The organism is Bacillota bacterium, assembly GCA_013178415.1.
Classification (GTDB): domain Bacteria; phylum Bacillota; class SHA-98; order Ch115; family Ch115; genus Ch115.
On the sequence record JABLXA010000036.1, the window covers coordinates 1 to 18,216 of the forward strand.

Annotated in this window: 18 protein-coding genes; 13 read left to right on the forward strand and 5 right to left on the reverse strand. The window is 51.4% G+C overall.

The genetic code is table 11. The features are described from left to right. Positions 1-1,563 precede the first annotated feature (1,563 nt). The 8 genes from HPY52_16130 (at position 1,564) to HPY52_16165 (ending at position 6,496) form a co-directional block, all read left to right on the forward strand. Positions 1,564-1,755, forward strand: a complete 192-nt coding sequence (locus tag HPY52_16130; protein ID NPV81761.1) for a hypothetical protein — start codon at positions 1,564-1,566, stop codon at positions 1,753-1,755. A gap of 133 nt (positions 1,756-1,888) precedes the next feature. After that, a complete protein-coding gene (locus HPY52_16135; protein NPV81762.1) occupies positions 1,889-2,977 on the forward strand; it encodes a hypothetical protein in 1,089 nt (362 codons plus the stop codon). Positions 2,978-3,023: 46 nt separating this feature from the next. Continuing rightward, entirely contained in the window at positions 3,024-3,665 is a 642-nt protein-coding gene (locus HPY52_16140) for a hypothetical protein (protein NPV81763.1), read from the forward strand. Between the two features lie 229 nt (positions 3,666-3,894). Beyond that, a complete protein-coding gene (locus HPY52_16145; protein NPV81764.1) occupies positions 3,895-4,350 on the forward strand; it encodes a hypothetical protein in 456 nt (151 codons plus the stop codon). 143 nt (positions 4,351-4,493) lie between these two features. Next, positions 4,494-4,820 (forward strand): hypothetical protein, encoded by a 327-nt coding sequence (locus HPY52_16150; protein ID NPV81765.1) that lies wholly within the window; start codon positions 4,494-4,496, stop codon positions 4,818-4,820. 93 nt (positions 4,821-4,913) lie between these two features. Further along, positions 4,914-5,363, forward strand: a complete 450-nt coding sequence (locus HPY52_16155) for a JAB domain-containing protein (GenBank protein NPV81766.1) — start codon at positions 4,914-4,916, stop codon at positions 5,361-5,363. Between the two features lie 194 nt (positions 5,364-5,557). Continuing rightward, positions 5,558-5,758 carry a hypothetical protein gene (locus tag HPY52_16160; GenBank protein NPV81767.1) on the forward strand — a complete coding sequence of 67 codons (201 nt, stop codon included), beginning with the start codon at positions 5,558-5,560 and terminating at the stop codon, positions 5,756-5,758. Between the two features lie 174 nt (positions 5,759-5,932). Further along, on the forward strand, positions 5,933-6,496 hold the full coding sequence (locus HPY52_16165) for a hypothetical protein (GenBank protein NPV81768.1): 564 nt from the start codon (positions 5,933-5,935) through the stop codon (positions 6,494-6,496). A gap of 127 nt (positions 6,497-6,623) precedes the next feature. Here HPY52_16165 and HPY52_16170 read toward each other — a convergent pair whose 3' ends face one another. Continuing rightward, the gene (locus tag HPY52_16170; protein NPV81769.1) at positions 6,624-8,162 is read right to left on the reverse strand and encodes a multicopper oxidase domain-containing protein; all 1,539 of its coding nucleotides are present in this window, start codon (positions 8,160-8,162) and stop codon (positions 6,624-6,626) included. A gap of 325 nt (positions 8,163-8,487) precedes the next feature. Between HPY52_16170 and HPY52_16175 the strand changes: the two genes are divergently transcribed. Together HPY52_16175 and HPY52_16180 are read left to right on the forward strand one after the other, a co-directional pair. Beyond that, positions 8,488-9,321 carry an ImmA/IrrE family metallo-endopeptidase gene (locus tag HPY52_16175; protein ID NPV81770.1) on the forward strand — a complete coding sequence of 278 codons (834 nt, stop codon included), beginning with the start codon at positions 8,488-8,490 and terminating at the stop codon, positions 9,319-9,321. Between the two features lie 40 nt (positions 9,322-9,361). Continuing rightward, complete coding sequence (locus tag HPY52_16180) at positions 9,362-10,756, forward strand: ATP-dependent helicase (GenBank protein ID NPV81771.1); 1,395 nt, start codon at positions 9,362-9,364, stop codon at positions 10,754-10,756. 532 nt (positions 10,757-11,288) lie between these two features. Here HPY52_16180 and HPY52_16185 read toward each other — a convergent pair. The 3 genes from HPY52_16185 to HPY52_16195 form a co-directional block, all read right to left on the reverse strand. Continuing rightward, positions 11,289-11,807 carry a flavodoxin gene (locus HPY52_16185; GenBank protein NPV81772.1) on the reverse strand — a complete coding sequence of 173 codons (519 nt, stop codon included), beginning with the start codon at positions 11,805-11,807 and terminating at the stop codon, positions 11,289-11,291. 388 nt (positions 11,808-12,195) lie between these two features. Further along, positions 12,196-12,747 carry a hypothetical protein gene (locus tag HPY52_16190; GenBank protein ID NPV81773.1) on the reverse strand — a complete coding sequence of 184 codons (552 nt, stop codon included), beginning with the start codon at positions 12,745-12,747 and terminating at the stop codon, positions 12,196-12,198. Positions 12,748-12,811: 64 nt separating this feature from the next. Continuing rightward, complete coding sequence (locus HPY52_16195) at positions 12,812-12,988, reverse strand: hypothetical protein (GenBank protein NPV81774.1); 177 nt, start codon at positions 12,986-12,988, stop codon at positions 12,812-12,814. Positions 12,989-13,281: 293 nt separating this feature from the next. Here HPY52_16195 and HPY52_16200 point away from each other — a divergent pair, with 293 nt between their 5' ends. Continuing rightward, on the forward strand, positions 13,282-13,725 hold the full coding sequence (locus HPY52_16200; protein NPV81775.1) for a GNAT family N-acetyltransferase: 444 nt from the start codon (positions 13,282-13,284) through the stop codon (positions 13,723-13,725). Positions 13,726-14,133: 408 nt separating this feature from the next. On the opposite strand, the gene HPY52_16205 is transcribed toward HPY52_16200, so the two are convergent. Then, positions 14,134-14,421, reverse strand: coding sequence for a hypothetical protein (locus tag HPY52_16205; protein ID NPV81776.1), 288 nt, complete (start codon positions 14,419-14,421; stop codon positions 14,134-14,136). A gap of 1,020 nt (positions 14,422-15,441) precedes the next feature. On the opposite strand from HPY52_16205, the gene HPY52_16210 reads away from it, so the two are divergent. Together HPY52_16210 and HPY52_16215 are read left to right on the forward strand one after the other, a co-directional pair. After that, a complete protein-coding gene (locus tag HPY52_16210; GenBank protein ID NPV81777.1) occupies positions 15,442-17,322 on the forward strand; it encodes a methyl-accepting chemotaxis protein in 1,881 nt (626 codons plus the stop codon). 96 nt (positions 17,323-17,418) lie between these two features. Continuing rightward, complete coding sequence (locus HPY52_16215) at positions 17,419-17,928, forward strand: chemotaxis protein CheW (GenBank protein NPV81778.1); 510 nt, start codon at positions 17,419-17,421, stop codon at positions 17,926-17,928. Positions 17,929-18,216: the final 288 nt, after the last annotated feature.

Sequence of the window (18,216 nt, forward strand, 5' to 3'; positions counted from 1 at the left end):
GGATATATTCCTGTTTCAACATTCTCCTAACCATATCGCCACCCCTCCTTATAGACTCTCAATATTTATCTATCGGCACCATAGAACCCATTTTCAATATCTATTTATCGGCACCATAGAACACATTTTTAGATACGGCTTAATATTTTCTAGCCTCAAGTATGGGACGCTTCTTAGGAATTCCTGGCGATATCCGTTTCCTATTTGACAATTGTGTTTGGCAATCAAAAAGGGACCCACTGTGGCCATGGAAAGGACCCACTGTGGCCATGGAAAGGGAACCCACCCCGCTTTACGACCCGTTAATATGATCGAGAAGGGACAAGCTCATGTCTCAAATGGCTTGGGCATTGGTCAGGGTAGTTAGCCTAAAGGCATTCGCAGAGCGCTAATACCTCTGTGTATCCATCTCTTATATGGTCAGGATAGAAATACCAAATATTTCATTCGAAGAAGGAGCTTAAATAGAGTTCTGGACTCGACGACTCTCGCGTTCATTCTGGCGGCACTACTTTTTCCTATAGGGATGGCGATAAAGAATCCCCTCCCGCCCTTTCAAGGATTGAAGATGAGTTTTCGCTTTTTAATCTTCTGATAATTTCGTTAACGATAATCGCATCCATTCTTCAAATGTCAAGCGTTAATTCCAAGAGAGACTATCTCTCGTTACGTTGGTAGGATATCGAGGTGACTCAAGATGCGACCCGTAGCATTAATTCTAGGAAGGTTTACGCCAGGTTCCCCGTATGACGCGTTGCCTCTCTTTGTAGGCTACACTTGAATGGATGTCGGTATCGCGTCAGGAGTGACTACGGTGTGTGCATGTGGCTCTGGCCTGGGGACCGTTCCTCCTTTGATGCAGGCATGATGAGAGGGAAGTTTACGCCAATCCAGGTTGCAGGTAGTTTAGCTTACTTATCTAGCCGCTATGTTTTGAAGCATAATCACATTATGCCCCACAAGCCTCCGCTGCTTTTTATTGTAGGGCCACAGCCGGTCTCATAGAGACTCGCCTTGGCATTATTACACCCATTTTTATTGGCCTAGCTGGTGCTACCCAGCGCCCTGCTTGATAACTTTCTATGGAAAATAGGTTAACGCATATCTCCCCGGAGATTTATCCTCCCGTGATCGAATTAGTTTCGCATTACGCTTGTCTACTCTCCCCGGATATATGGCCTCTGGACACCTTAGATGGTGTATAAGCCGATACTCTACCCATAGACATAACCCCCTCGTATGCCCGATAAAAACCGAGCTTGCGGACATCCTATATAATAGTTTTGCATTATATGGGATTATTTGGAAAATTATGAGAAATAGATTCTTCCGCAAATTTCCGAAGACCATTTCCCTATCTCCACGATCCCGGCACTTCCGTTCCATGCCCCACCCCTCTCGGGGCGGTGATACTTAGCCCGTTGGAGGGACGATGCCCACGGCGGATGCTTCTTTACCTATTACCAAGTCTTCATGAACTTTAGCCTATGTTCTCTCGGCAGCTATCACAATCGCGGCTTACATAGCCGCGATTTTTCATTCTCCGTAAAAGGAGGGATATTGATGTCTCTACTCTATCTGGCTTTGGACAGGCTTTCGAAAGGTAACATGACAGGGGCCGCCCACGCCATCCAGCAGGCCTGTGAAAAGAGGGCCTCTTACGGGCTATGCCGTGCAGCTTGCGAGAAGTGCCGCCTGGAGCAGGCAAGGCAAGCGCTCCTCTCAGGGCACGCAACCACCAAAGTAGCGGGCTGACACGAAAGGCCAGGTCACAAACCATCTATGGGCTGCAATATCACGTCATCGAGGTCCAGGCATATACGGACCTACCAGAACCCACCCCGTTAACAAGAACTGAACACCCACGAGAATGATAGGAGGGAACAGAATGTCCACAAGCAATCAAGCTTCAGTTGTTTTGCAGGAACTTGATTCCATTAGCACTGACCTTATGAGGATCTACGATATGAGACCCACAAGCAACAACCATCCATCGGGGATGGTTTCTTTGTTCTCGGGGCTTTTAACCTTCAGGTGTGTGGCCATCAACGATCGAGCTGTGTTGGGGAAGGATGTTCACGTATTCTTTGAAAGGCGGAACGTGACCAGGACTTTCTCGAAGATAGTAGCCCGCCGCATAGCCAGTGGCAGTGACGGCGCACCCCAGGGAGAGCTTCCATTTACCCCGATCCTCACAGTCTACGATACAAGACGGCTACCCGGCAGGAACAATACCGTGGGCATGGGGCGACTATTCGTGTCCCATGCCAGGCTCGGCATAAGCGTTCCTTTCTGGGTGAAGGAACCTGAAACTGGAGCATATAGGATCGTGCTCCCAGGGTACTACATAACTCCGCCATATGACCCGGTAAAGGAGAAGTTCAATCCCAGGGCACTAGAACCCAGGTGGATGGATAAATTCAGGTGGCAGGTGGGTTCTCATGATGTCTCCTCAGACATAAAAGGCGTGGCATTGAAGGGATGGCTCCATGGTGTAGGACTTGAGGGAGTGCCGGCACGCTCCAACCATGAGTGGAGGAGGTGCGCTACCTGCAGGTGGCATGTATTCCTTAATGATGAAGGCCGGAGCACATGGGAGATGAGGGATTACGGCGAGGTAGCACCCCGCCATTTCTGTGCTCACCCAGCCCGCATGAGAGACGGTGATCCTGTGCCGCTTGCAATGGAAGCTGTGAGGTTCGCAAATGAAGCCCTGGCTCACTACGGGAGGAAGGCCAGGGCTGATTCGTTGATCTGGATAACGCCGCATAGGAAAGCCACCCCGGCCCGGCTCCAGGAACAAGCCATCTGGGAGGAAGGGTGTGATCTGCATACCTTCCGTGGCGAGGCTGACTGGTCACGCATTACCTCTGCCAGTGAAAGAGTGGTTATAGAGATCCCCAGGATCGGGACAAATAAGATCCATGAGATTGAAGTGAGATTCCCAAAGAGCCCGGGGCGAAGGCCCCGGGCTTAATCATGACCTCCAGAACACTGATACCACCACGAAAGGAGAATAGATTATGCCAGCCGAGATATGGCAGGCCATGCATATTGACGAAGTAGGACAAGAGGACCATGAGATCACCAGGGGCGACGTTGTCTTGAAGGATGGAGCCATTTACGTTGTCGAGGCGGTACGTGATGGAAGGATAAAGGCTATAAGGGAAGATGGGGTTGAGGTGGTAGCAAGCATGGCTGAGTTCACTCTGCTACAGGGAGATGAGCTATTCCAGGTTTTAGAGGCAAAGGCAAGGATGAAGGAGGGAAAGCAGGCCATGATGACGCAGGCGCTCAATACCGAGAAAGAGGATAAACGCGACGCTGCGGCCCCAACGGAAAGGCCGCTACCGCCCCTCAAAGGCGGCTGGTATCATCTGGATAAGTGTGGTTATGAGATTGCGCCCGGCCTCAAAGTCACCGGGCTTCAGATTCTCAAGGCAAAGTATGAAAGCCCACTCAAGGCATTTATCAACATACGCCTCAACGGAATCCTGACATTGTATGGGTTCAGAATCCTCAAACAAGGAAAGAGAGCTTCCCTCCTACCACCGCAAAGGCAGGGCGAGATGAGATACCTTGATATAGTCGAAATAGAAGAACTGCCGAGAAAGAGGCTCGAAGCCCTCGTGCTGAAACTCGCCCAGAGGCTGGCTATCATCTAAGGTGATTCCATACATCGGAAGCACTCAGGCCTCCGGCCCAGATTTTCTCCCGGCCCACGGTGGCTGTCCCACGAGTATTGCAGAGGCCGCCCTCGCATATCAGACTCGCACCTGCTGAGGCCCCTAAAGCAGCCGTGCAGAGTATCCTCCAGCGCTGGCATTCATGCATACCCCTCAATGGTCAAAAAAGGATCCTGAATGAAATTCAAAATCGAAAGGAGATGAGACCATGACCACTCGATCTATGGCAGAGGTATCCCATGCCCATATCCGTCCCATTTCAAGTGCAGAAATTGAATATGAGCGGAAATTCAAGCGGCTCCATGCTGAGATGCAGAAGACATGGGGCCGCATGAGTTTAGTGGACCAGAACGGGCCGGAGGTTTTGCCTTCGGCCCAGGCCATATACTGCAGGTATTGTGAGCGCGCAAGGGAGAGCTGCTGCAAGGCTGACTGTGAGGTATTTCGCGACCTCGTGTTCGGCTGGGAGATCGGCATATCGCCTGAGCTTGACCGTATCATCCCTGAAAGAGAAAGAGAGGACTACTTCGACCTGCTGCTGGATCCCTGCAAGAATTGCCCCAAACGAAGGTCTCATATCGACCCTAAGACCTGGCGTAGAGTTCCTCCAAGCTGCTCAGGCACCAGGAGCAGGCGTTTTCAAGAAGTACTGGATGGTAAGTGATTGGTAACATGATGAGATCTCTTTAGGGCCCGCATCTATGGTGCGGGCTCATTCATTTATCTAGGGTCGGGGAGGGATGAAATGTGACTTAGGGGTTAGGTAATGAAATCAATAACTAAAATCCAGAAAGGATGGTAGAGGACATGAACAGTGTAAATCGTCAAGATCAGAATCAGGTGGCCGGCAGGAGTGATGCTGAGGTCATAATGCTCACCCAGAAAGAGCTGGCTGAGATCGTAGCTACCGCGGTAAATGCCGCGCTCAACGCAAGGGAAGAAGTGAGGCCAGCGGCCCCTCAGCCGGTAACCCCGGAGGAGGCGAAGGCTCAGATAAGGGCAGCGGTAGACTCCATCGGGAGGACCGCAGTTGATTGCCTCAAGATCGCGGGCGGAGGGCTACTCGGGGCAGTGGATGAGCTATTTACCGCAGGTCTGAAAGTAGGCCTTCGAGTCACCGGGAGGATGCGGTAGCGCATACATACAAAGGCCGCAGAGCACATGCAGTGGAGTGGTTCCAACTGGGGCCACTCCTCCATTTAATTCTGATCGGAGAGGAGACCGGATATGAAGAAAGGATTCTCGCTGTATTCCATCAAGCTCGTGAAGTCAAAGACCGTTCCATATGATAGCACAGGGGTAAGCATCAATAACGCGTCAATAGCAGCAGAAGTCGCACGGATGTATTACAGAGGTGCAGATCGGGAGGCATTCTCAACTCTCCTTCTCAATGTCAAGAACCAGCTCATAGGCGCAAACATAGTGAGCGTGGGGAACCTGAACTCAAGCCTGGTACACCCGCGGGAGGTATTCAAGCCTGCGATACTGGCCAATGCATTTGAGGTCATACTCATCCATAACCACCCGAGCGGCGACCCCACGCCAAGTAGAGCGGATATAGAGATCACCAGGCGCATGATCCAGGCGGGAGATCTGCTGGATATAAGGGTCGTAGACCATGTCATAATTGCCGAGGATCGGTATGCCAGTATGCGAGAAAAAGGCCTGGCATTCTAACCTGAGTGTTCAAGACCATCTGGTAGCCATAGGTATGATCCATCAATTTGTTATGTATATAGTGCTACGAGGTAATTCCTGCCATTACTAAGCATATCTGTGGAGATAAGATATGTCCCGCGCATAAGGAGCGGGCATTTTCTGTTTCTGAGGAATAAAGTGCGAAATCCCAGAGATAAAAGGAGGCCGAGATCATGTTGAAGATTAGATTCCATGGGGCGATCCTCACATGTAAATCCTGCGGGAGTGAACTATTCGAGGAGGTGATAGATGACCACTGCCAGATATTCCGGTGCGTGAAATGCAGGGAGGTTATCGCCTTCGGCAACGCTGCCCGGGTGGAACGAATCGAGCTGCCAGGGCACCATGCCGGAAGCGAGACCGGCGACCGCTAATCAATTCCCAAGTCACCATGCATCAGAAACCGGTGGCAAGCATTCATCAGAGCCCCGGAGTATGTCCCACCCACCATCAGGGTGGTTTTTTATTTTTCTGGGGATTTATGCGGCAGGGGGACGGCATGAAGAGCCGTCCCCTCAACTTACAATTCAGGATTGGAGGAAAGAGCTATGGAGCTTACTGAGGAGTTCAGGAAGAGGTTTGTAAGAAGGTTTCAAGGCAAAGATTTCATCGTCTATAGCGGCCTGCTTGAACTTGCGAGGGAGAAGGGACTGAGGAGGCTTGAGGTAGAGATAGTCCAGATCCCTTCACCAGAGAACGGAAACTATGCTGTGTGTTCGGCAACCCTTGAGGGTGAAGATGGTTCCATTTACCGCGAGGTTGGCGATGCCTCCCCGGATAATGTGAATAAGAATATAGCCCCGCACATCCTGAGGATGGCCGCTACGAGGGCCAAGGCCAGGGCCCTCAGGGACTTTACCGGGGTGGACATGGTCTCCTTTGAGGAGATGGGCGAGATCGAGGATGACTATGACGAAGCGGCTCCTATCAAGCAGGGCGGGGATTCAGAGCCATCCCGGAGAGAGGGCAGATCCGGCAGGAGTGACAGGGCTACTTTACCCTTATGCGGCCACTGCGGGGCTGAGATAACGCAGTCGGTCTATAACTTCTCCATGCGCAAGTTTGGGAGGCCGCTCTGTATGGCCTGCCAGAGGAAGGCCGCAGCCGGGTGATCCCGGGTTCTTAGATTGGCACTACCGGGAATTCCAGCCTTATCCTAATGATAGTCTAATATCCCCTGTTCCTAAGCAGGTTGGGGGCGTCCTTGGGAAGACGCCCCGTGTTAGGTAGACCAAGCCCCTATGGAATCGGTACTCGCGGACAGATGTGAGGAGGCTCGGTTATGATAGGGGGAGTTCTCCTATAATCAGATCCTGGGAAGTCAGTTTCAATGAGGATTAGCTGGCCGCCTGGATATACACCATTATTAGTAACCTTGTAATCGTCGTGATTGTGGGCTAAATAGAACTGCGGGAACATGAAGTTGTCTGCCGTAGAAGAACCATAGTTCCAGGGCACCCAGTTATATGGAGGAATAAACGTCCCCTGGCCTAGGCTGGTTTGTAGTATGATGTTGGCCCATAGATCCGTCGCGCCCGGAAATGGTGGAATGAAAGTACCTGCCGTAATCGATTGTTCTGTAGCCTGAGCGATCTGCTGCTTTAAAGACGGGAAGCCTGCTTTGCCGCAGAAGATGTAATCTGCATAGATGGACCTCTTGTCGTCAGCGGAATAGAGTATGTCATAACTCTCTCCCGATCCCACTAGAGTGGTGAAGTTCATCTCACCAGCTGTCCGTGGGTTGGCATCCTTGCCGACTATCATACCATGCCAGCCGTGAACATGGAACGGTACCGGTTGGTAGCCGATGTTTATCATGCGTAGCAGGAATTTGTCAGGTGGTCTACGAGTAGCAGGATTCCCTGTTGATACCCTTACATAGCTTTCATATCCGTCTGGAATGCTATACCCGAAGTCGGGCTCTAGCGATGCAGGCAGAGTCGTTGGCAGCAAGGTGTCCGGGAAGGCACGCCCGTTTACCAGCCAGTAATCCGGTTTGTAGTTGACCGGGTTAAAGTCTGTTTGGGCAAACACTGCGTCGTGCCATGTCGAATCGATGTCCGAGAACAACAGGACCCAGTCACTATTAAAGAATGAGTTGATATCGTTGTATGCGAAGTTCCTATTGGTAGCAGTAGTAGGGATTTGAGGTTGTAATCTGCCCCTGAAGAACCAGCGCCCCGTTGAAGGGCCCTTCACGATGCCTGCTTGAGCCAAGCTTAGCATGGATGGGTAGACAATTAGTGCTCCATACATACCCATTTGGACGTGTTCAGAAGCTTCCTGGTGGCAGTGATAGAAGTATGTGCCAGGCTTTTCCGGCTTGAAATAGTAGGTCACGGTGATAGCTGGCATACCGGGTGGAGTCACAGGCACGCCCCAGGAGGTTTCGGGAACACCGTCGACCTGGGTAGCCACATGGCCTCCGTGGATATGAACAGTATGAAGATCGAGTATAGGAGGAGTCGTAAGATATAACCCGAGGTTAGTAAGGGTAATATACAGCTCATCGCCAATCTCCATATCAATTCTTGGCGATGGGATTACTGCCTTCCCTCTGAGGGCATCCAGGTTCGCCGGCACGGTGGTATCAAACTGCGGGTTTACCACTGTTGCCGGACCTGTAGGTACGCCGAAGGATATAGGTTGGACCTTGAATAGGCCGCCAACGAAGCCGAAAACGTATATCCGTCTACGGGGTTCGGTCCCTGTGGGATCCGTCGGGAGATTGATGAACCCGTCTGTGGCAAAGAGGTTATAGAATAGCCTCCTAGACAAAGGTTTCACCCCCTTTGTAGTCTATTGGTTAAAGGATCACGCCTTACCCTCCAGCTTATCATATGAAGCTTACAGCTCATCGGTGCTGCCTTTTATACTAAGAACCACGGTATATCCCAAACCCGTTCTACGTAATAATTGGCTACCGCCAACTCAACTGGCCCGGCCGTAATATCCTGGAGAAAAAATGCAGTCCCTTCGACAAAGCTCGGGTCACCGGGAGGCTGTTATTATGTAGCGGCATTTTCACGGACATTAAAGAAGATCTGGCCCGCCGGGAGCCATAGTCCCGGCCTTAGTCATGTACGGGAGGAGTGACCTCAAGATGAAACCAACCGAGCTGGTAAGAGAGATCGAATCTCGCCTGAAGGATTTAGGAGTGATGACCAAAAAAGCGAGGTCCTCGGCAGAAGTTATCGAGTACCTCAAGTTCATGGGCCATTTTCACCGCTACAGCTTCCACAACACCCTCTCGATCTGGCTACACTGTCCCCATGCCTCCCAGGTCGCAGGGTATAAGACCTGGCAGAAGCTCGGGAGATTCGTCAAGAAGGGCGAGAGAGGAATCCCGATCCTCGCGCCCTGCATAGTCAAGAGGACAATTGTCGATGAGGGCGGCAACGAGGAGGAGGTGGCGCACACATCCTTCAAGGTAACTTACGTCTTCGATGTCAGCCAGACAGATGGGAAGCCGCTCCCAGAGGCACCCATAACAGCCTCTGGGGACGGCAGAGGGCTACTACCCATACTGGAGGAGATAGCAAAAGGCAAGGGCATAGCCTGCGAGTATAGGACCCTCCATGGTGACCATCACGGCACAAGCTATGGCGGCAGGATCGAAATAGACGACAGGTTCGATGAAGCGGGGAAGGTGTCTGTGATCACGCATGAGCTTGCCCATGAACTTTTGCACCGGGGCCCTGAGGGCGCCGGCCTTACGAGAGAGCAGAAGGAGATAGAGGCCGAGGCGGTAGCGTTCGTTGTATGTTCCCACTTTAAAATAGAGAGCTCATCCGCCAATTACTTAGCCTTATGGGAAATTGTTCCAGAGAAGATCGTTGAAGCATTCCAGCGGGTCCATAGGATAGCCGCAGAGATCATCGAGACAGTCGAGGCCGCCCTTACGGCAAGGACTGAGAAGGAAGGCGCCAGCCGGTGATGCTGGCGCCCTTTATATTTCTCAGGCTGGGGGTGACATCTTGCACTTGGATTCAGATCAATCGCAGGCTGTATACGCCCCTTGCGGGCATATCCTGGTGATAGCTCCGGCGGGAAGCGGCAAGACCAAGGTGCTTACAGAGAGGGTGCGCAGGCTCATCAAGGGAGGAGCCGCACCCTCATCAATCCTGTGTGTTACCTTCACCAGGAAGGCGGCGGGGGAATTGAAGGAGCGACTTGGTGATATCCCTGGAATTGGACAGGCGTGGATAGGGACCTTCCACAGCATATGCTACCGGATACTCAGGGAAGAATCATCTGCCCTGGGCTCTCTCGGCTACAGGAACGGGTTTAGCATTATAGATGCTGCCGGGGCAGAGGCCATCATGCAAGAGGTCCTCAAAGGCCTTAGTGTCGAGGTAAGGCCCGAGGAGGCCTTGCATGCCATATCTTTATGCTGTCTGACCCTGAAGGATGATTCCCACGACGAATTCTTACACAAGGCGGCCTCGCTTTACAGGCGGCGTCTCCTTGGATTAAACGCCATGGACTTCGATGACCTCCTTGTAAATACCCTCTGGCTCCTGCAGTCAAATGACGAGGTCAGGTTAAGGTACGCGCAGCGATTTCACCACATGCTCATAGACGAATTCCAGGACCTGGACCCATGCCAGTGGGAGATCGTAAAGTTCCTTACCTCAGTCCATGGTAACTTGTTTGCAGTAGGGGACCCACAGCAGGAGATATTCGGCTTTAAGGGCGGGGCAGTGGACATTATCCTTGAGTATATGCAGGACCCTGGCACCAGAACCTATATCCTCAGACGTAACTATAGGTCTACCGCCAACATCGTAGCTGCTGCAAACTCCCTGATAAAGCGCGGCACCACAACGGTGCCAATCCCGCAGGTACCGGTGAGGGACTGGGGTGATCCAATCGACCTATATGTAGCCCCAAATGACTCAGATGAGGCCATATACGTGGCAGAGCTCATCAAGGACCTTCTTCTAAAGGGAATAGCCCCAGGAGAAATAGCGGTGCTCACCAGGACCAGGGCCCAGTTTACCCCGATCTGCAAGGAGCTTATCCGGGCCCGAGTGCCATATAGGTTCTCGGAAAGTGTAAGGCCGGCCAAGGCTGTAAAGCTGATGACCATTCATGCGTCAAGGGGAAAGGAGTTCAGCCATGTGATCCTCCCGGGGCTTGAGGAGGGCATTATTCCCCACTTCAGGGCCGCAAATGAGGGCGATATAGAGGAGGAAAGGAGGCTTGCGTATGTGGCCATCACGAGGGCCAGGGATAAGCTCTATCTTTCATACTCCATGGAAAGGGCTCTTGAAGGCAGGTCAAGATGTGTGGAGCCTTCCAGGTTCTTGAAAGAGATCGATGAGAGACTCCTGGATATCGTCAACTTCCGTGAGGCAAGCGCATCATGATCTCCAGAACCGGGCCATCAGCTATGGGATAGGATGAGGCCGGTGGTTTGAATTAGCCCAATCATAGAATCCTGCATGTCAGGGGCAGAGGATCCAAATAATGAAGCGAATGGATGTGTCGTTACCACCAGGTGCCGAGATGCTAGTACCACCTGATCTCGCTGGCCCAGCTTGCCGACCAGAAGCAAGATTCATCCTATCCTGCCTGAAAGCTAGCCCTGGAGCTACAGCCCCCAGCCCAACTTCCGTACCCCAAGTCTAGTTCTTGACTATCTTGGGGTATAGGGTAAGGCAAAAGCCCTGCTAGATGCATTATCTATTTGCATGAGCTCAGAATAGTAACCCATATTTCGCATGTAGAATATTCCAGTCCACAATTACCATACCATATTCTACATGGGGGAACAACGGCAAAACCACCTTCTCCCAAGCCCTGAAGGGGCGGAGCTTGCGGCGGCTGGATTCTGGCAATCCTCCACAGGGCTGGCGGAAACATGGCTGGACTTGGAGAATGCGGGGCGGGGAACGGCGGCTATGATCCCAGCAACGCCGGGCGTATGCTGGTAGCCCATGCACGAATGGTATCCCAATTACGATAATCGCCCTCCGGAGCCTTCATTGCCTTGAGGATCAACCGCAACGGGAAAGAAATCTTTTGTGTGTAGTGTAGAGCTCCTGCAAAAAGCCCAACGCTAACTGGCCGCACCTGCGGTGCTTTTCTGTATAGCGGATTCAGATAAGCTGTTGCCCTGCGGCGGTTTGCCTCAGTATTATCCTTCATCGTCAAGCAGACAACAAAGTAGGCTACAGGTACCTCGCTCAACGCCTTATGGTGCACTTTAAGGAAGGCTAGTACATCCGCATGTACCCTGCCTGCGTGAACGGGGGTACCCAATACTACAGCTCGATATGGGCTTATATCGGTCACGGCTCTAGCCGGAAGGACGTCTACTTGCGTGATCCCGTTGCGCAACGCTTGACCTATGCCTTCCGCTACCTCGCCTGTGGACCCAGTCCAACTGGCGTATGCTACCAGGATTTTATGATCCATCTTGTTTTCACCCCTATAAATCCGTGTTACATACCAGAACTAAACCCTGTAGAGAAGATTCGGTTTTTCTATCTTTTCCCCCGATTTTGGCCGTCCCTACAGCGTTGTCTGGTACCGCTGTTTCTACTGCACCCCTCGCGGGCGAGCCAGGATAGCGCCCACACGGCCGGCGCTGCGGCCAACACCATGATAGTGGACATTCCCCATATGGCGGGCGATATTGTGCCGGTCTGCAGATATTCTTTCAATGGGCCGGTGAATAGCACGATACTGACAATGCTCACGATGAACACACTAGATAACGAGGCGGCTCTGCCTCCCCAGTCAGTTCCTCGCCAGAGACTGAGAATGGCGGTAATCACTACCGGGCAAGCGAGGGAGAAGAAAACTATTGGATCCCTGAGGAACGGTTTTCCCAATCGAGGCTTCCAGCTTCCTGCATGGTCATGTCCATGGCGCGCCCGGTAGCGCTCGCCATGAGCCTCTGCCCCATCATCCCCGAGAAGGCCAGAAAGACCACCGTCAAGTACATTGCCACGACCAGTCCCGACCTAGCACGGCGACCGGGGCCTGACGGCAGAAGGTTCCACACCAGGCAGACGGCAGTTCCAGACAAGGCTAGCTTGACTATCCAAAGAAAGACCCACAGGTTCTGCCGGCCGGTCACCGGCATTGCGTAGTTATACGCCAAGTTCGCGGCTACCCCGGCGATGAGCAGGGGGCCCCAGGCGCTTCCCTTCCGCATACCCCAAAGACCGGCTAGCCCCACCGGGACAAGGAAGAACGCTTCGTAAAGGTCGCCGAGGACGTTCAACTCGAATGTGCTGGCGGGTGAGGCCGGATAGTGATAGCCAGTGAAATAATGGTAGAGGATACCTCCCAAAGTGACGACCAGCAGGAGCCCGAAGATCGTGGTGACACCCATCGTTTGCCTGTTCATCAATTTCTCTCCTTTCGCGACAAAGCCGATACCGTCTTTGGCATATGGACACCCCTTTCCCAGTTTACCTTACAAGCTCCTGGGTGTCCACGAAAATGGGGTAGGCCCAGAAATACTTTCCAACAACCAAATAAATCTCTGGCAGCCTATCTGAGCAGTAGAGGTATGGAATTGACAGTCTCAGGATAAGGTTAATAGTGGTCATCTCATTGTTGGCTATCCTGCCGAGAATACGATTCATGGCATCGCAGCTCACTCATTTGTTTATATTCGGGACCCCTGCTTATGGATGATTTGATGAACAGGAAACCAGGGCCCTGGTAGAGAAATATCATATGGATTTTATGGAAGTATCAATCATTGGCCTGCCCCGTAGGATAGAGCTGTAAAGCTGTAGCTGTAGCTGTAGCTCTAGCGCCATCGCCATAGTATATTTTCAGAGAGATCCCATGGAAATCGGGGCGCAAAATGGCCCTCAGATGGCTGGGATTGGAGATATAGATAGGCCCTTACTGTTAGGAGGGGGTGCTTCGTTTGGCTGATGGCATACAAATCCGCTTGGCTGCACTTGATGATAGACCCGCGCTCGTACCGCTCTTGGAGCAGTTGGGTTACCCTTCCGCACCATTTGAGGTTCAGGAGTGGTTAATGGTAATCCTTAGACATCCTGACTACAGCACATGGGTCGCTGAGCAAGGGGAACGCATTGTCGGTCTGGCTGGTGCCCGTATCGGCTATACTTATGAGAGAAACGGTTGCTATGGTCAGCTGATGGTGCTTGTAGTCGACGCGGGGTTCCGTAGAAGCGGAGTAGGTACCGCATTGGTTCGAGCGGTAGAAGAATGGACTAGAAAGCAAGGCGGTGTCGCCGTGCTGCTCAACAGCAGCAAGTACCGTAAGGAGGCACATCGATTCTACGAGCGGCTGGGCTATACAGCTACCGGGTTGCGTTTCGTGAAAGAGCTTCAGCCAGACTGAGGGATAATCTCCCAGACCATTCCCCTTATCAGCGTAGTTCACTTTTTGATTATATCCACGGTAGCCAGGTATAGTGTCCATTCCGGTACAAGATGTCAGCGATAATGCCAGAATAATTGGCGATAATAGAGAAGAGAATAGCCCCGGCTTGGACTTGGGCCAATAGCGTCCGTATGAAGTGGAAAGGGTCTAGGGAGAAGGGGATACCCTTCCTCGGCGACTCCTTCCTCTTTTTTGTGCCCGTCGAAGAGTGGGGTTTACTATTTTTGTATGGTGCAAATCTGGTGACAAACTGCATGTGACTTGGTGCTATTGGCTGGAAATACTAGGATGGCTATATGTTAAAAATGCAGTATTTATGGACTCTGTGAGATCAAGTTGCATTCAAAATAATATATCGCCAAAGACTTAGGGTCTGGTGGGGTAATCCAGACACAAAAGATTTACCGCTACCCCTCCGGAAGGTTGGAGAATTGCATCGCGCCATTGAATCCCGCAAGCTTCCTTAATCTCCGCAAGCATGATGAATCCTTCGCGTAGGCCTTGCGCCTCTGCAGGTATATTCGCCGGCAACTCGATCATGCTTACCATAGGTGGGGTTACAAAACCTAAGTCTATCAGGAGCCCCCATCCCCATGCCACTTGCTGATAGCCGGTTAGCTCATGTATCTGTCCTGATACCACAGCCGCATACATTTCCGGGAGAGTGCGAAATTCCTTCACATCCTTTTTGTGGAAGTCGTGATACATAATGTACCCCTTGGAGTCCCGCCACAATGCCTCAGAAGGCCTTCCCTCCTCATGTCCGGGGAGGATATAGATGTATCAATACATCGGATATTTAAGGTTTGTGGCCTGGCCTCTCATGTCAGCCGGCTAGTTTGGTGGTTTCATGCTCTGAGAGGAGCGCTTGCCTCGGCTGCTCCAGGCGGTACTTCTCACAAGCTGCGCGGCATACCCCGTAAGAGGCTGTCTTTTCGCAGACCAGTTGTGTACGTAGTGTTTCGGCGGCAACAACCTTTCCCGCCCCGGTACCTTCCGATACCAGGATGTCAGATTTGCAGCTTGTGCGCTACATGGGTAGGGGGAATTTCCTGACATTCCTACGGCTTAAATTAGGAAATTACTTGACTCCTTACAATTTAAGGTGGCGGGAAATAGGTTAAGAGATGTCGGGCTGTGTCTAAAAAAGTGTTTTATGGTGTCGATAAAAATAAAAGAATAATCTATAGAGGGAGACTGTAATATGATCGAGAGGTTACTGAAACAGGAATATGGCTTTGCCTCCCCTATGCGGGGGGGGGGGGGTAACCCCTTACTGATCTATAAATGCCTGGATCAAATGACAATCCACTTCCCCACCACCTCATCATCCTATGATACTCATATCCCCTTATGCCTGCATAGTCATGCCGGGGAACATATCCTATCATGGCCGCTACAGAAGATGGATGATGCATCCCCTCCGGGGCCTTTCTACTATGGATCAGGCATTTCTCCGCCATCATATAGCGTGTATACCTGTACATTTCATATCTAGCCACATAGCTATGTCCGATACAAGAAGCGATTGCTCCCGCGTCGCTTAGTATCCCTAGTACATTTCGTACTCCAGCTACCAGCGATAATAGGGCGATAAAGCATATATAAAAGACCTGATTATCATCGTAGCAGATATATGTATGACAGCAAAATATGGCGGAGGTGTTAGCGATCATGAAGTGGTTTATGAATCTGCGAATGAGGTCCAAGATCATCGTTTTAGTAGTTTTACTTCTCGTGGCTATGGTATCGATGGGTATATTCGCCGTAATGAAACTGCACGCAATCAGCCGCAATATCAGGGATATTGCCCATAACTCACTGCCCAAGACTAAGTATGCTGGCGAACTGAGGGCGCATGCCTCCGATCTTAGACGTCATGTGCTCCAACACATCATCTCCTCCTCCGAAGAGGAATTCCGTCAATATGAGAGCAATCTCCAAGCGGATAAAGACTTGTTTGAAGCCGACCTCAAGTCGTTGGGAACGCTTCTTCTGACGGATGAAGGGAAAAGATCATATTCTGCCATCGAGAAGGACTGGCAGGAGTATGTTAGAATGACCGAGGAGACCATATCACTATCAAGGCAGATGAGGAAGGATGAAGCCCTTCAGCTAGCCCGCGGGCGCACCAAGGAGGCTGGGGACAATCTGGTCAAGTCGCTCGACAAGATCATTTCCCAAGTAGATAGCCATTCGAATAGTGTCGTGCTTGCCGCCCAAGCCACTGAAGCGGCTGCGCGAAACACTGTCATTGTAATTGTTACTGTTTCCACGGTGCTAGGCCTTCTGATGGGTCTCTTTATGGCCAAGGCCATCTCCGATCCTATCCAAAAGCTGGTTGCCGTGGCTCAGAAGGCGGCGCACGGCGATCTGACAGAAGAGGTTCACGCACGATCTACTGATGAAATCGGGATTCTCGCTAGAGCTTTCGGGGACATGATGACAAGCCTGAGGACCCTTATCGGCGAGGTTACCAATTCGGCCCAGCAGGTAGCCTCCACGAGCGAGGAGCTCTCCGCTAGTGCCGAGGAATCTGCAAAGGCGGCCCAGCAGATCTCGGAGACAGTGCAGCAGGTGGCATCAGGCGCCCAGGAGCAGAGCCAGAGTGTGGCAAACAGTGCATCATCGGTCGAACAACTCACCCAGGCCATAACCCAGGTGGCCAAAGGCGCTGAAACTCAGATGAACAGCATCCAGGCGGCATCCAATATCATGAGGGAAACAGATGAGTCCTTAAACGAAGTACTGGGCATGCTCGAAAAAGTGGGGGCGGCATCAAGTAAAAATGCCGGATCGGCTGCTAAAGGTAGTGATTCCGTCAGGAATGTGATAGCGAGCATGGAGAGGATAAGGGGCACCACAAGCGACATTGCAGAAAGGATAAGAGAGCTTGACTCACATTCCCGTGAGATCGGCAGGATCCTTGAAGTCATAGATGACATAGCAGAACAGACGAACCTTCTTGCACTCAACGCTGCCATAGAGGCTGCAAGGGCAGGAGAACACGGCAGGGGTTTTGCTGTGGTTGCGGATGAGGTGCGGAAACTCGCCGAACACTCATCCAGGGAGACCAAGGCCATTGCGGATCTCATAGAAAGAGTAAAACAGGCCACACAAAAGGCTGTAGCGGCAATAGACGCCGGAGCCAAGGAAGTTGAGACAGGGAGTGCCGTGGCCCAGGAGGCAGGTAGTGCCTTAGATGAGATATATGAGGGCGCAAGTGGAGCTGAAAAACTCGTTGGTGATCTCATCTCCTCTGCCAATTCACTGAAAGAAGCTGCTCTCAGTGTGGGTAAGGCCATAAATGAGATAGTGAGCATAGCTGAGGAGAACACAGCGGCCACAGAGGAAATGTCTGCGAGTGCGGAAGAAGTCAAGAAATCCATACACAATGTCGCGGCAGTATCAGAAGAAAGTGCTGCTGCAGCGGAGGAAGTCTCGGCCTCCACAGAAGAAGTAAATGCCTCCATTCAGGAGATGTCGGCCTCTGCGGAATCCCTCGCGGAAATGGCTCAAAAACTTCAGGAGCTTGTAGGGAAATTCAAGGTTTGACGCTTCAGGGGCCTCCAGGTGTCTATATTTGCCATGGTAAGGAGGCCCTCCCCTTCATCTTATTCGCTAGGGATTTATTGTCAGAATCAGAGCTAGATGGCTTATAGGAGATGCTACGAATTGGCAGTTGCAAATTTAACTGAGGAAGCCCAGCTTGTAAAATTTAGGCTCGGGAATGAAGAATACGGCGTTGATATCATGCAGGTCCAGGAGATCATCCATTTGACGAATATAGTAAAGGTGCCCAATACTCCTCATTTTGTCGAGGGGGTAATTGATCTTCGTAGCAGGGTCATCCCGATCATTGATCTAAGGAAGCGTTTCGGCATACCCGAATGTGAGAAAACGAGATCCAGCCGTATTGTGGTAGTCAATATGAATGATACAACAGTAGGCTTGATTGTAGATTCAGTATCAGAGGTGATCCGTATCCCAGTGAAGGCATTCGAACCTCTGCCTGAAATAGCGATGGACGTGGATTCCAGGTTCTTGAGAGGAATTGCGAGGTTGGAGGATAGGCTCATAATCCTCATAGATCTTGCACGTGTACTTTCACATGATGAATCCTCATCCCTGGAAATGCTCGAGAGTTCGATTCATAAATAGCAGTTTATTTATAGATAATCAACCTGATAGTAAAGACTGTATGTGTCAAGAAAACTGGGGCAGTCTTCCCCCTTGATTTGAAATCCACTTTTTGGTTGTAATCCTTGTCACACAACATAGAGGATACGGGCTCAATGATCCTCTCGCCGGGAACCTCGACCAAGCGGGCTTACACAAGATAATACACCCGCAGCCCTAGTGCTCCAGTATTAGCGGCTGTGATCTTGCATGCCATCGTCTCCACTGGATTGGCCCCTCGAAATACAGTAGCCCCCCACCCTCTGTGTT

Coding starts and splice junctions, on each gene's coding strand:
- HPY52_16210 (NPV81777.1), top strand. CDS start 15,442: ATGAAGTGGTTTATGAATCTGCGAATGAGGTCCAAGATCATCGTTTTA.
- HPY52_16215 (NPV81778.1), top strand. CDS start 17,419: ATGGCTTATAGGAGATGCTACGAATTGGCAGTTGCAAATTTAACTGAG.
- HPY52_16140 (NPV81763.1), top strand. CDS start 3,024: ATGCCAGCCGAGATATGGCAGGCCATGCATATTGACGAAGTAGGACAA.
- HPY52_16130 (NPV81761.1), top strand. CDS start 1,564: ATGTCTCTACTCTATCTGGCTTTGGACAGGCTTTCGAAAGGTAACATG.
- HPY52_16145 (NPV81764.1), top strand. CDS start 3,895: ATGACCACTCGATCTATGGCAGAGGTATCCCATGCCCATATCCGTCCC.
- HPY52_16135 (NPV81762.1), top strand. CDS start 1,889: ATGTCCACAAGCAATCAAGCTTCAGTTGTTTTGCAGGAACTTGATTCC.
- HPY52_16150 (NPV81765.1), top strand. CDS start 4,494: ATGAACAGTGTAAATCGTCAAGATCAGAATCAGGTGGCCGGCAGGAGT.
- HPY52_16205 (NPV81776.1), bottom strand. CDS start 14,421: ATGTATGCGGCTGTGGTATCAGGACAGATACATGAGCTAACCGGCTAT.
- HPY52_16175 (NPV81770.1), top strand. CDS start 8,488: ATGAAACCAACCGAGCTGGTAAGAGAGATCGAATCTCGCCTGAAGGAT.
- HPY52_16195 (NPV81774.1), bottom strand. CDS start 12,988: ATGAATCGTATTCTCGGCAGGATAGCCAACAATGAGATGACCACTATT.
- HPY52_16165 (NPV81768.1), top strand. CDS start 5,933: ATGGAGCTTACTGAGGAGTTCAGGAAGAGGTTTGTAAGAAGGTTTCAA.
- HPY52_16160 (NPV81767.1), top strand. CDS start 5,558: ATGTTGAAGATTAGATTCCATGGGGCGATCCTCACATGTAAATCCTGC.
- HPY52_16185 (NPV81772.1), bottom strand. CDS start 11,807: ATGGATCATAAAATCCTGGTAGCATACGCCAGTTGGACTGGGTCCACA.
- HPY52_16190 (NPV81773.1), bottom strand. CDS start 12,747: ATGAACAGGCAAACGATGGGTGTCACCACGATCTTCGGGCTCCTGCTG.
- HPY52_16155 (NPV81766.1), top strand. CDS start 4,914: ATGAAGAAAGGATTCTCGCTGTATTCCATCAAGCTCGTGAAGTCAAAG.